Here is a 12,990-nt window from a genome sequence, read left to right as displayed (position 1 = left end):
AGGCGACTTGTGCTTTGATGTCACCGAGCTGGTCTCGGTGGCTGATAATTCACCAGTTCGGCTATTGAAGTCATTCAGGATTGCTTCTGTTGCACCGTCACATTCTGTCCTTGATATACGGCTGTCTCTGCTACTGAGACGGTGTACGAGCTATTGGCCGTCTGCACGTCGTACTCGCCTGGGTTCGCCACAGTGACTGCAAAGCGGCCGTTCTGATCGGTGACTGTCTGTCGGTCGTACGTGAACGTCGTGTCTGAGACCGAGGCAGTCGTACTGACTGTTACCGTCGTGTTTGGTGCAGCCGTCCCCTGTATCGTTGCACCGGGGACGATGGCGAACGCCTTGTAGCTGCCATCGGGACTGGCGTAGACTGGATGGTACTGTCCCACTCCGGCGACGCCGTCGGTCCGTGAGCCGAAGTTTTCGTACAGTCGCGTGTAGAGCGCCGCCGAATCGTTGACTGGGATGTCGTCTGTGACGACGACGTAGCCCACGCGATTCTGGTGGCTGTTGGCCCACCCTTGTGGGTCCGTTGTGGTAGCAAATGAGGCGTAGTTGCTTCGAGCGTAGCCGTAGCTTCGTGACTCACCGTTCACGAAGTAGTTGTACATCCGATTGTGACTCCACTGACTGAGGACGTAGTTTTGCGGATACTCGAGTGCCCGTTCGGCGCTGTCGTTTTCGATCGTGACCGCTGTGTCGTGGGCGCCGTCGTCGGTCATCACCTGGCTCGTCTTGACCGGCGTCTGTAGCATGCCGAAGCTCCCGACGATGAGAAACAGTGCGACGAGCGCACCGATCGTTCTGGTGTCCGGGATGTTCGGGGAGACGAGCGACGCTGGTCGCGTGGTCACCGGCCGGGCAAGATCGATGTGAGCGGCGAGGTAGACGAACCCATAGCCGGCAAACAGCGCGCCGAAGGTCGCGAACTCACCGACGAATCGAACCTGGATGGTTGCGAGGCCGAGGAAGTACCAGGCGTAGACGGCGGCGACGAGCCAGTCAGTTCGGCCCTCCGAGGCGAGGCGGCTTGCCCACAGCATCGCTGGGAGCGCGAGGACGAGTGTGAAGCCCAGCAGGAAGAGGAAGCCGAACGATTCGGTGCTGAACAAACCATACACTTCGGCGATAGCGTCCGTGCGGAACAGTGCGTCCGTGCGTGCGAGTGCCTCGGCGAACTGTTCGGCAAAGACGGTGCGAACGAGTCCGAATCCGAGTAGGCCGGCGACGACGTCGACAGCGAGCAGGTGTTTGGCCGTCCCACCGAGTTGGTCGACGGCGATTGCCGTCAGGACGACGCCGACGGTGCCGACGAACAGGAGTGTTGGCGTACTGGCGACGAGTGATGTGTGCCAGCCCGCTTCGGTGTGGAGTAACCATGTGAGCAGTGCGCCGAGGCCGGTTCCGACGACGACGGGGATGTATCGGAGTGTTGCACTACGTCCTGCGTGGCGGTCGACGATTGTCGCCAATAGTACGGATAGTCCGACCGGTGCGATTAGCAGTGGGCCGGCTTCCCAGGAGAGGACCTGTCCGGTGATGCCGATTCCGAGTGTACCTGCGGCCAGCCATGGTGTCAGTGTTCGGAGCCAGGTGGTGTCGTCGTCTTCTCCGAGTGTGAGGAGGACGACGAGTGCGAATGCCGTGAGTCCCAGCCACGGATAGTCGAAGGCGTGGTGGTCAGCAAATCCAAGGCTCGTTCGAAATGCATGGCCCGGGATGAACGCGAGTAAGAGTACCGAGGCGATCCCGATTCGTCGGTCGTTGGTGATTCGGACGGCAAGTACGTAGAGGAGCAGTGCCGAGAGGAGCGCTGATCCGACGGGGTACCACGCTAGCACGTGGCCAATGATGTCAGGATTGCCGCCGAAGAGTTCGGCGAGCCACCACAATGTTGCGACCATCAGCGGTTCGCCCTTCGTGACTGCATCTGGGAGGACAGCGAGCGAAGAGAGGTCGGCGCCACCAGCTTGGGCGGCCACCTGCTCGACCCAGTAGCGGTAGTAGTAGGGGTCGTTCCCCGAGAGGACGATGTCACCGTTGCGGTAGATCGAGCCGAGGATGTAGGTACGGGCGACAAAAACGACAGCGAGTGCTCCGACGAGCATGCCGGTGGCTGACGTATTGACCGTTGGCCAGGCAATCGTTGGCGTGGAAATACTGGGGGTTGTGTCGGTTTCGTCTGTGGATTCGCCGTTGAGTGCTCGTCTGACTGTGTCGGGATTGGCAAGTTGGTACTGGCCGTCGTCGGTTTTTTCGACGACGCCACGTGAGACGAGTTCACCGAATGCGCCCGAGTCGATAGCGACGTCGTCGAAGGTCCATTCCTTGGTTTCAGCGTCGACGGCAAGAACGGTCTCAAGTGCAGGTTCCAGCTCGGGACGCTCCTCCAGTAACGTGGGTGCCCCGATCTCCTCGCTCATGCTTCATGCTTTCCTGTCGAGTGAATAAACCCACCGGGAATCCAATCGTGTGGCATGACTCGGTGTCGGTGAATTCGACGGCGAAGGAAGTTGCCAGGTTGGGGTTGCCGGAGTTTTTGTCTCGGCTGGACTAGTTGGCTTGGGGTGGCTCTCTGCCAGCAGGTTCTCTACGGGTTCTCATACACTGCAGTATCTGGTGAACAGACGAGTGTCAGTACTCAGGCCGTTTCGTCGTCCGACGTTGCATCGTCAGCTGACGGCTGCTCTTCTTCTGGTGGCTCTGGTGGTGTCAACACGGCGACGGCGAGCTCGTAGCCCCGCGTTTCGGACAGTGGTTCGAACACTGTCTCATTAAGCTGTTCGTACACATTGGTGGTGATTGCTCCAACACGCGAGTGTTGCCACGCTCGTTCGACATGCGGGATGATTTTGTCTAGTAGGGTTATGAACGGGCCGACAGTGTACGTCTCTCGGAGATCGATGACGATGACGTCTGGGTCAGGTTCCTTGGTGAGCCAGCGGTAGCAGTACGACTCTTGGATGAGACTCGTCGTTCGAGTCGCCATTGCTCGCCCAGTGCGGATAATTCGTGACCCGTCTGTGATTTCGCTGATTTTCTCCCCAACCGTGTCGATGGAGCCTGCCGACTCGGATTCCCCAGCCATCCAACTGAATACTGGTTGGCGTGATGTAGTATGTCGTTTTCGGTGTTAGGCTCCGATACTCACGACGGTCGCTTCGATTGTGATCGTCCCGAGGTTGATGACGACTCTCGAGTTCTGTTGGATGGAGTCTCCTTTGAATTGCACACCGCTGGTCGTCTCACGGACCTGCAGTTCGGTCGTGATTGTAACGTCACGCAGGAACGGGTGGTCGACGACGTTCACAGAGCCGTTGTCGCCAGTGGTGATGATGAGCGAGGGTTCTGAATTGACGCGAGTGATGCGAGCAATCGTCTCACCACGACTGGCTTCGGTCATGCCGGGTTCGATCGCATCGGCCATGTCGTCACGGACGTCGCTCATCCGGAGTGTCACGGTCCGAGTCTCGGGTGTGCCCCGCGGTTCGAGTGCGTCGACGCGTTTGATGGCGCCTGACAGTTCGTAGCTGTCGGTCGAGATCGTGATAGTGTTCCCGCGCTGGACGTAGGTACCCCCGAACTGTTGGCGTTCGCCGTTTTCGAGTGTTGTCAGTGAGAGGCCAATCAAGACGCGTTTTTGGTTGGGGTTCTGTGTCGCGTAGGTAGTAACGATCTTGACCTCGGCTGTCTCGTGGCCGGCGACGGTCGCGATATTGCCAGCGCCGATCCGGTCGGCCGTTTCGGCGTCGACAGTTGTCTGGAGGAGTACGTCAGTAGTTGTGGGTTGGAGGCTGGAGCCGACCTGCTGGATCCGACCGTTGATCGTGTAGTCGGTGGCTGGGAGTGTGATTGTTTGCCCGCGGCGGAGTTGAGTGCCGCCAAACCGACGGTTGTCATTCTGGGTGTAGGTATCGAGGGTAGCTTCGATGAAGACGGTTTGTTGGCTTGGGTCTTCAGTTGCGTACGCGGTTACATCTTCGACAGTCGCGACGGTGCGTCCGGCGAGGCGGACCTCGTCACCGGGAGTGACGTCTCGGGCGTTGGTGGCACCCATCGTGTCTCTGAGGACGACCGTCGTTTTGTCCTGGGTGAGGCTGTTGTCACCACCCACGTCGCGTATCTGGCCGCTTACTTTGTACCGACTCGTGGCGATAGTGAGTGAACGGCTAAGGCGAGGTGGGGCACTCGCGTAGGTGAGGCTGTCTCCGTTTGGGGTTCCCTGGAGTGTGGTTCTTAGGATGACTCGTGTTTGCTCACCTTGTGGTGTGAGATGGACGTCTGTGATTGTGAGTTGGGCGTTGCCACCTGGACTGTAGGTGTCGCCTTCGTTGATTTCGGAGACGATATAGGGAGAGTGTGTGCCGAGGTCGAGCGTGACGTTGGTTGTCGTGAGATCTGGGGTGTTTTGTTCAGGTTCTGATTGTAAGACGAGGGCTGCACCTGCTGTAACGACTGCAATGATAAGGAGTACGACTAGTGCATCGACGATATTGAGAAGGCCGAAGAGGTTTCCATCCTCATCAAGGAGCGTTGACGAGGGTCTATCTGCCATGCTGTAGGCATTTATCGGACATGTTTTGGGTGTTTCGTTGTACTTCTGTCGCTTCTTCGAATGTTGATAATGCTTCGTCAGGTGGCGTGTTCGCGGTGCCATTGCCCGCTGTGACTTTCAGTTGTCGATATGAACTGACCAACAACTCTCTATCCAAAACGAGGGAGAGTCCGACGATTAAGCGTTGTTGATGATACCATTTATCGTACGATTGATAGTGCTCTTATTATATGATTCGCGGGATGAATAAGAGATAGTAATAGCAAAGTACCCAGATTTTAAGCCTATGTCTATGCCTGATGGCGACGATTCCGTCCTCATCGTAACACAGTACTTCCCGCCAGAAACGGGAGCGGCACCGATCCGCTGGGATGAACTTTCACGACGGTGGAGCGAAGAGGTATCGGTGACTGTACTCACATCGGCACCGGATTACCCAGAGGGGGAACTGTACGATGGCTACGACAACGAATTGCTCCGTCGTGAGCAACGTGGGGATGTTGACGTTCTCTATACGAAGACTGCACCCTCGTCAAGTGGTAACCTTCTTCGACGAAGCTTGAAATTCGTCTGGTTTATGTTCATCTCGATAGTTGTCGGATTGTGGTATACGTCTCCGTCAGTTGTCGTCGCTACGTCTCCGCAACCACTGACCGGGGTTTCCGCCTGGGTTATCGCGCGACTTAAGCGGGCTGATTTTGTCTTTGAAATTCGGGATCTCTGGCCGGAATCCATACTCGCGGTCAGTGATTTCGACAATCGTCTCGTTATCTGGATGCTCGACAATACTGTCCGGTTTCTCTACTGTCGGGCAGACTGAAACACAAAAGGCATCGTCGAGGACGGCGCGGAGACTGACGGACGCATTGGGCTTGCAGACTCCTCGGTCATCGAAGACGGGGCTGTCGTTCGAGGCCCGGTCTCCATGGCAGAGAACACTATCATCAAGAGCGGAACGTACGTCGGTCCGTATACATCGATTGGGGCGAACTCCACATTGGAGAATATTCATATTGAGAATAGTGTCATCATTGGCGACTCTGAACTCACCGCGAACGGCCGTATCGTCGACAGCTTGCTCGGACGGAACGCCAACGTCAGGAGTGCAGATGAACTACTTCCGGAGGGTCGGCGACTCGTCGTCGGCGAGAATTCCCAACTTAAACTATAACGATGCGTATCATCACACACTCCTGTCCGGCCTGTGGTTCCATCGTTGCGGCGAACGAACTCGAAGACAATCGCATCATGAAGTGTCCAGGACTGAACTGCCAAGAAGTTCTCCGCTTCGCCGATATGCCTGAAGACGAACGCGAATACTTTCTCGAAAACCGAGATCGCTATCAGATTTAACGCAACGCGTTTTCGGGCACTTTTCCCCTCAGATCGCTCTTGCGAAGTAGATTGTTGATAGCGAGAGGTGCGGCTGAAAGTCGAAGAGGGCAAGGGCACCGCGCCAGCGGTGCCCGATATGTTCCCAATGAGCCGATTCGTGTCGGGATCGGCTGCAGCGGACCTGCTGGAACAGGTTCGCTGGCGTGATGGCGTTGAGTGCCCCCGCTGCCGTTCTGACCTGACGGTCAGAAACGGCAGCTATCGGGTGTATCAGCGGTATTTGTGTAAGAATTGCGGTCGGACGTTCAACGACAAGACCGGCACGATCTTCGCTCACTCGAAGCTCTCGCTGAAAGAGTGGTTCTTCACGATCTACGTGTTTTTACGGTTCAACACGAGTATTCGGCAGATTGAGGCGGAACTCGATCTTTCTTACAAGACGGTGAGACGGCGCGTCGAGCGCTTCGCCAGAGCGCTCGACGCGCCTTCGATCACGCTGTCTGGACCGGTTGAAATCGACGAAGTGTACGTGTCTGCCGGTCTCAAAGGCCGCGAGCGCGACCAGGAGTCGCGCTCGCGTGGCCTGTCTACGCGCGGGCGTGGTTCGTACGACGGGGACAAACCGCCGGTGTTCACGCTGGTCGATCGGGGCTCGGACGATCGGTACGTCGTCCCAGCGAAATCCGCCAACGAATCGACCGTTCGACTCCTGCTTGCTAACCACGGTGAGGAGTCGCTGACCGTCTATACGGACGGATTTCGGGCCTACGATTCGCTCGAAGAAGACGACGCATTTACCCGCAAATACGTCGTCCACGGCGACGGCGAATACGCTGACGGCGATATCCACGTCAACAGCTGCGAGAGCCACGCGTCGCTGACGCGACGGTGGCTCTCGCCCCACCGAGGAGTGTCAAAAGACAAGCTAACACCGTATCTTAGAGCCTTTCAGCTCCGCTGCGAACTCTACAGAAAACCAGGTGACGAAGCGCTCAAACATGCTCTCGACGCCGCATTCTGAAAATCAACAACATGCTTCACAAGAGCGCCTCAGATAAAGTTGTTGTGGACTTCAGGCTCTGAATATTTCGATGCGTGGCACATAAAAAGTCGTATTCTCGGAGATTGAACTGCGTGAATGAATGTCGGACCGCAGGTCGCGTTGACTGATAGGTCCCCAGATATGTCATATACGTTGCTGCCCTTCATATACTACATTGCTTGCCAGAAGACCATTCGCAGCGACGGCGGGTCATATACTACCGTATTCCGACAATAATGTAAATAGCTATTACGAACACGGTCATACCATGCGAATTCTCGTCACTGGCGGTGCTGGGTTTATTGGGTCAAACTTCGTTCATTACGTCCTCAGCGAGCACGAAGACGACGAAATCATCACGCTGGACGCGTTGACGTATGCGGGTTCGAAGGAGAATCTCGATGGTGTTCTCGACGACCCACGTCACGAGTTCGTCGAAGGTAATATCCGCGACCGCGATCTCGTTACGGATCTCGTTTCCGACGTCGATGCAATAGTCAACTTCGCGGCGGAGTCCCACGTAGATCGATCAATAGAAGGTGCGAAATCCTTCGTCACGACGAACGTTCAGGGTACTCAGACCCTCCTCGACGCTGCTAACGAAGCAGATATCGAGCGCTTCCTCCAGATCTCGACCGATGAGGTGTACGGCCAGACCCTCGATGGGAAGTTCTCCGAGGACGATCCACTCAATCCCCGGAACCCCTATTCGGCGACGAAGGCAGGTGCGGACCTCTTTGCACAGAGCTTCCAGACGACTCACGACCTCCCTGTCCTCATCACGCGCACCTGCAACAACTTCGGTCCCCGTCAGCACCCCGAGAAACTCATTCCGAAATTCATCCAGAATGCCGCCGCCGGTGAGAACCTTCCTGTATACGGAGACGGGTCGAACGTCCGCGAGTGGATCTACGTCGAGGACAACTGCCGAGCACTCGACGTAGCCCTCCGAGAGGGGACGGTTGGAGATATCTATAATGTTGGGAGTCACGCAGAAAAGACAAACCTCGAAGTCACCGAAGCGATTCTGGATGCTGTCGGCGCGGACGACGACCTGATTGAGTTCGTTGATGACCGCGCCAGCCACGACCAGCGATACGCACTCGAAACTGGGAAAATCGAAGCACTCGGCTGGGAACCGGAATACTCGTTCGAGGAGGGACTCGAACGAACCGTCGAGTACTACTTGGACTGACGATGCCTGCCGAGGGGAAACCTATCCCGCCGCCCGAGTGGTAGGCAATTGTGGAGAACGTTCCACTCATCTCCGTTGAACACGATGGTGACGTTCTCTTGGGAGAAAAAAACAGTATGATTCGAGCGCAGTCAGCAAATCACTAAAAACACGGATTTTCTTTTTGCACCTCCGTAATCACAATAGCCCACACTGATGCTCCCGTTAGCGACACCGCGCAATCGTACATACGACGAGCGATTGCGGTTTCGATTTGCAAGTACCGGCATTTGATGCCTCTATATTAACAAAATTATCACACTATGACGATAATCCGCCAGATGTTCGGTTAGTTCCTAGGGCCAGAATTGATGTAGTCAATAACTCCTTCGGAAATGATACTTTTTGAATGATAGTAGTAAATCAAAAGACTTCATCGCCGTGGTGGCTGCACCTCCCGAGTGTATTGCGGATGCTATTCTGATTCGCGCACTACACCCGCAGTATCGGCAATCACACGCCAAACTTGTCGTACGACGAGCTTTAGATCGTACCGAAACGACTGACATTTCACCTATTCTATATTGTAGCGAAGCTTCTCCATTGGGTCTGTTCCTGTCACCCCGCTCACTTGTGCAGGGCCAGTCAAGCCTGGTTTCACGAACCACCGCTTTTGCCATGCGGCAACTCCCGTCTGAATATCCAAGTCCAACGCCGGTCGTTCTGGACGCGGACCAACTACGCTCATATCCCCTTGCAACACCGACCATAGCTGTGGAATTTCGTCGAAATGTGCCTGTCGAAGAATCCGACCGACGGACGTAACCCGCGGGTCCACGCCACCACTATCCTCTTCGCTGATTTTCGCACCTATCTTCTCTTCAGCGTTTTCGACCATTGACCGGAATTTATACACCGGGAACGTTTCGCCAAACACGGCGGTCCGTTCTTGGCTGTACAGTACCGAGCCACCGTCGTCCAGTTTTAGGGCGACCGCGATTCCAACAATGACTGGGGACAACCCCAGCAACCCCACGCCGGCGAACACGATATCGAACGCTCGCTTCATCATATAATCCTGCATGTCCCAGGGTTCGATATCTACGTTAACGATCATCTCAACGCTCATCTCGCTCACTAACACCGAGTCTTCGTGATCACGGTGCACCTTCGCGTTTACACCGTGTTCAGAGCAGGCATCCAGTGCGTCAAAAAAAAAACTCCGCCCGGTCGGATTGGTCGAACGCCAGTACAACCCTGTCCACGTCATACTCCACAAGGACGTCTTCAATGCGCGAAAGACCGCCAAGCCGATTCAAACCCCTCATCTCAACCCACCGTCAGGGACAACAGCGGCCTCACTGCGCCTTCTGAATGCGTTCGTTGGACAGAGATAAGAGATAGCCGAGCAGCGACCCCTCCACTTCAGACACAATGTGATTGATGACTTCGAGATTGTCACCGACAACGATGGTCCGATCACCGTTTCCGGACGGCCATCGTCGGATCCAAATGTGCCATGCGGGTAGTGCAACCAATAATACTGGGGTCACTAGCAGAAGACTCAATCGCGGGAGCCGATACGTATAACCGAAGTAGCCGATAGTCGCCAGTGCGAACACAGCCACGAGTACCCGCTTGTGAGCTAATGCGACGATATCGAGGATACGGCGGGACGTGGCTTGTACAGCAGGAAGAACGCACCTGTGACGATGGCGACATTCAGGAGTAATTCGATAGTAAACTCCGGAGCGGTGGCTGGATTCTCAGCTAATCGGGTAATGATAGGAAATGCCTGCGCAATCAGCTGGACGACGGGATTGTTGACCAGTGTAACTACGACTGCAAAAAAAGTGGTTCTTGCGAAACTTGCCAATTGATATCATCACTTATTATTTAACTAATTACAATATAGTAATAAACTCCGTAGTTATGGTAGAATTATAAAAAATTAAAGAAATATATAGACACACATTTGGTGGGTATTATGATACTGTTGAGTGGCGTCATCGACAGCCATCTAGCGGAATGAACTAATTAGATCGTCAAAGACTTTCCAGATCTGCCGTGCAACAATCTGCAAATCAAACCGGAAAGACTGCTTGCGTACATATTCGAGATCGTATCGCAGCTTCTGTTCAGGATTGGTACTGTTAGCATTGTGGATTTGTGCCAACCCCGTTAGCCCTGGCTTGACAAACCATCTTTTGCGCCACATTTCCGATTCTGCTTCCAGCAGGTGCTCTTCGTCCGTCCAAACGGCGCGGGGACCCACCACACTCATATCTCCACGGAGAATCGACCAGAGTTGTGGGATTTCGTCAAAATGGGTCTGTCGAAGTAGCCGTCCGACTTTGGTGATTCGGTCGTTCTCAACGTCTTCAATCGGTTCGACCTTCCCGCTATCGGGCACCATCGTCCGGAACTTGTGGATGTTGAAAGTCTCGCCCAAGACAGCCGTTCGCTCTTGGCTGTACAGGACTGGACCCCGGTCCTCTAACTTGATTATAGCGGATATAACACAAATCACGGGGGTCAACGTGACGAGCCCTGCCACTGAGAAAACAACATCGAACGCCCGTTTTATTAAATAATCTTGCAAATCCCACGGCTCGATAGCGACTTCAACCAACGACCCTTGCTGACTGTCAGCGGTCAATACTGCGTCTGCATGCTTCTGGTGGACTTTGGCATCTACACCATGCTCGTAGCAGGCGTCAAGCGCACCAAAAAACTCCGCGCGGTCGGAGTGGCTAAATGCGAGTACTACCGTGTCAATATCGTACTCCACGAGAACATCCTCAATGCGTGAGAGGCCACCCAGTCGCTCCAAGCCAAGTGCTTCGACGCCGCCATCGGGGACAGCGCGTGCCTCAATCTGTGTTAGCATCGCACTCGTCGGGCAGAGATAGCCTAGCAGTGGTCCCTTGATCTCGTTGGCGACGGACTCAATGACCTCAAAATCGTCTCCTACGACGATGGTCCGATCTCCATTAGTTGATGGCCGCTGGCGGATCCAGACGAACCATGCAGGCAGTGCCACGAGCAGTAGCGGCGTCATCAGCAAGACGCTCAGCCGTGGTAACCGGTAGCTGTAGTCGAAGTAGCCGATGGTTGCCAGGGCAAATACGGCGACGAATATACGTTTGTGTGTGAGCGAGACAATGTCGAGAATACGTCGGGGTCGTGGCTTGTAGAGAGGCATGAACGCACCACTAAAAACACTGACAGCCAACAACAGCTCAATAGTAAACTCAGGCGCAGTCGTAGGGTTGCCTGACAACCGCTTGAGGACTGGCATCGCCTGCGCGCCCGACTGCACAGTTGCGTTGTTGACGAGTGCAACAGTGATAGCTGTGAGAAGAACCACACCTGAGATGCTTACCAACCGGTACCGCCATCCGCTATCCATCCTCTTACTGATGAATGAATATCAATATAAATCCTACGCACTTTCATCACTAGTGAAAATCATGGCTAGCGTCGGTATCTTTTGGGACGAGTGGTGCCTCAGTTGACTTCTTCCCTAATCGTGACGGCCCACGCTCAAAGAGTGCGGATTCTGTCCGTGTTCAATTTTGATCACAGATATGAGACTGGCGGTTGTCGAACCATCTTCCGGATGGAAACTCCTAGAGCTTGCTTCTGAGCTATCGACCCGACTGGTGAGTGACGTCCCGAATGTCGAACGCTTGCATCGAACTATTCCGAAGAGTGTCTTAGAGAGTGAATAGTCTTCCAAACCCTATCAAATCCTGCGGGCTCCGACTCAACGTTTCTCCTGCAGATACTTGACGTCGGCATCCAAGCCCTTCGATACGATTCTTCAGTGAATCAAATGTTCCCTCGATATTCAGTGAGGCGACGTGAATCGAGATGTCCGTATTACGTATCGTAGGTGAGACATACAGCCCTTCGAGAAAGCTATCCATCAGCGATTCTTTGAGGTCGTACCCGCGTCTCGCTGATGCAAACACCATTCGGCGTCGTCTTGATTCCAGCAGGGGCACGGGTCCAAAGCAGAGGTCGGAGAGGTCGGGAAGCTCACTTCCAGGGAAATATACGAGGAGGTAATATCATGGTCATCTGACCTACTGAGAATCCCTCAGCTATCACTGTCTCGGATTTGTCTCGTCGTCTCCATCGCGTTCTGAAGTGACCGCACTGAGGGACGACGAGAATCAACCAATCAGGCCGTCGCGATAATTACAAAATGAGGTCTTCTTGACTGTGCTAACCGCAGGTCTAATTCCTCGTCTTTTAATGCCCCGTAAACTACAGGAGTAGCACAATCCGTTTCAGACAACGTTGCTTCTAATGTCCAGCAATTGTAAATACTGTTAGCCGGACTGATGGTATCAACTCTCGCTGTCGGTTCACGGAGTCTAAGTGACCGGGCTGCACGCTGGACACGCGCTCGATCGGACTGGCCAGCATTACAGACCATCAGTATTCACTCCCCTCATCTTGACTGGACTGTCACCTATTGGTCTGCGGCTGTATGAACCACTGCCTTGGCTACAATCGAATGATGCGGAAGGGAACCAATCAGAGACGTAACGATTGTCTCTGTGGCAGCGGTAATTAAGAGCATTATTGTCGATGCTACTACAGTGCGATTGCTGGATCGCCTGCTTGTGTGCGATACGTTCTTGTGAGTTGGATTCGGAATCCTGCATGGGTATCTCGGAACCCACGCACCTCGGTGCTCCAACACCGGGGTGGTTACTCTCGACGAGTAAACTAACCAGCTGTGCGGCACTGTCTAGTTGAGCGAGTTTGAGAAGCGAGGAGGCCGTAGCGAGAAGTGCTCATGCAACTCGCAGACCTCCTCAGCGAGACGTTGAACGAGGACAATGAAGACGTTTGGGAGAATGAGCGCAC

At 54.6% G+C, this 12,990-nt stretch carries 8 protein-coding genes and 2 pseudogenes; 5 read left to right on the top strand and 5 right to left on the bottom strand.

What is annotated here, in order from left to right:
• Positions 1-74 precede the first annotated feature (74 nt).
• The 3 genes from EGH21_RS13420 to EGH21_RS13410 form a co-directional block, all read right to left on the bottom strand.
• Positions 75-2,423 carry an STT3 domain-containing protein gene (locus EGH21_RS13420; RefSeq protein ID WP_220618996.1) on the bottom strand — a complete coding sequence of 783 codons (2,349 nt, stop codon included), beginning with the start codon at positions 2,421-2,423 and terminating at the stop codon, positions 75-77.
• Between the two features lie 218 nt (positions 2,424-2,641).
• Positions 2,642-3,088 carry a hypothetical protein gene (locus tag EGH21_RS13415; protein ID WP_220618995.1) on the bottom strand — a complete coding sequence of 149 codons (447 nt, stop codon included), beginning with the start codon at positions 3,086-3,088 and terminating at the stop codon, positions 2,642-2,644.
• A gap of 45 nt (positions 3,089-3,133) precedes the next feature.
• The gene (locus EGH21_RS13410) at positions 3,134-4,555 is read right to left on the bottom strand and encodes a DUF4330 family protein (protein WP_220619227.1); all 1,422 of its coding nucleotides are present in this window, start codon (positions 4,553-4,555) and stop codon (positions 3,134-3,136) included.
• A gap of 292 nt (positions 4,556-4,847) precedes the next feature.
• On the opposite strand from EGH21_RS13410, the gene EGH21_RS13405 reads away from it, so the two are divergent.
• The 5 genes and pseudogenes from EGH21_RS13405 to rfbB all read left to right on the top strand — a co-directional run bounded on the left by EGH21_RS13405 (position 4,848) and on the right by rfbB (position 8,127).
• Entirely contained in the window at positions 4,848-5,375 is a 528-nt protein-coding gene (locus EGH21_RS13405) for a glycosyltransferase family protein (protein ID WP_220618994.1), read from the top strand.
• Positions 5,376-5,378: 3 nt separating this feature from the next.
• Positions 5,379-5,726: pseudogene (locus EGH21_RS13400) on the top strand (LbetaH domain-containing protein); the annotation flags it as partial.
• Between the two features lie 2 nt (positions 5,727-5,728).
• Positions 5,729-5,908: a hypothetical protein gene (locus EGH21_RS24700; RefSeq protein ID WP_425433306.1), complete on the top strand. Its 180-nt coding sequence runs from the start codon at positions 5,729-5,731 to the stop codon at positions 5,906-5,908.
• A 118-nt stretch (positions 5,909-6,026) separates the two neighbouring features.
• Positions 6,027-6,911, top strand: a complete 885-nt coding sequence (locus EGH21_RS13395) for an IS1595 family transposase (RefSeq protein ID WP_220619226.1) — start codon at positions 6,027-6,029, stop codon at positions 6,909-6,911.
• Between the two features lie 289 nt (positions 6,912-7,200).
• On the top strand, positions 7,201-8,127 hold the full coding sequence (gene rfbB / locus EGH21_RS13390) for a dTDP-glucose 4,6-dehydratase (protein WP_220618993.1): 927 nt from the start codon (positions 7,201-7,203) through the stop codon (positions 8,125-8,127).
• 454 nt (positions 8,128-8,581) lie between these two features.
• Here rfbB and EGH21_RS13385 read toward each other — a convergent pair.
• Both EGH21_RS13385 and EGH21_RS13380 read right to left on the bottom strand, forming a co-directional pair.
• A pseudogene (locus EGH21_RS13385) lies at positions 8,582-9,982 on the bottom strand (sugar transferase).
• A gap of 144 nt (positions 9,983-10,126) precedes the next feature.
• Positions 10,127-11,518, bottom strand: coding sequence for a sugar transferase (locus tag EGH21_RS13380; RefSeq protein ID WP_220618992.1), 1,392 nt, complete (start codon positions 11,516-11,518; stop codon positions 10,127-10,129).
• Between the last annotated feature and the right edge of the window lie 1,472 nt (positions 11,519-12,990).

The organism is Haloarcula rubra (genome assembly GCF_019599465.1).
Lineage (GTDB): Archaea > Halobacteriota > Halobacteria > Halobacteriales > Haloarculaceae > Haloarcula > Haloarcula rubra.
This window is presented reverse-complemented; position numbering and strand designations above follow the sequence as displayed.

Excerpts from the sequence above, each read along its gene's own strand:
- EGH21_RS13380 (WP_220618992.1), bottom strand. The coding sequence starts at position 11,518 with ATGGATAGCGGATGGCGGTACCGGTTGGTAAGCATCTCAGGTGTGGTT.
- EGH21_RS13395 (WP_220619226.1), top strand. The coding sequence starts at position 6,027 with ATGTTCCCAATGAGCCGATTCGTGTCGGGATCGGCTGCAGCGGACCTG.
- EGH21_RS13410 (WP_220619227.1), bottom strand. The coding sequence starts at position 4,555 with ATGGCAGATAGACCCTCGTCAACGCTCCTTGATGAGGATGGAAACCTC.
- EGH21_RS13420 (WP_220618996.1), bottom strand. The coding sequence starts at position 2,423 with ATGAGCGAGGAGATCGGGGCACCCACGTTACTGGAGGAGCGTCCCGAG.
- rfbB (WP_220618993.1), top strand. The coding sequence starts at position 7,201 with ATGCGAATTCTCGTCACTGGCGGTGCTGGGTTTATTGGGTCAAACTTC.
- EGH21_RS24700 (WP_425433306.1), top strand. The coding sequence starts at position 5,729 with ATGCGTATCATCACACACTCCTGTCCGGCCTGTGGTTCCATCGTTGCG.
- EGH21_RS13415 (WP_220618995.1), bottom strand. The coding sequence starts at position 3,088 with ATGGCTGGGGAATCCGAGTCGGCAGGCTCCATCGACACGGTTGGGGAG.
- EGH21_RS13405 (WP_220618994.1), top strand. The coding sequence starts at position 4,848 with ATGCCTGATGGCGACGATTCCGTCCTCATCGTAACACAGTACTTCCCG.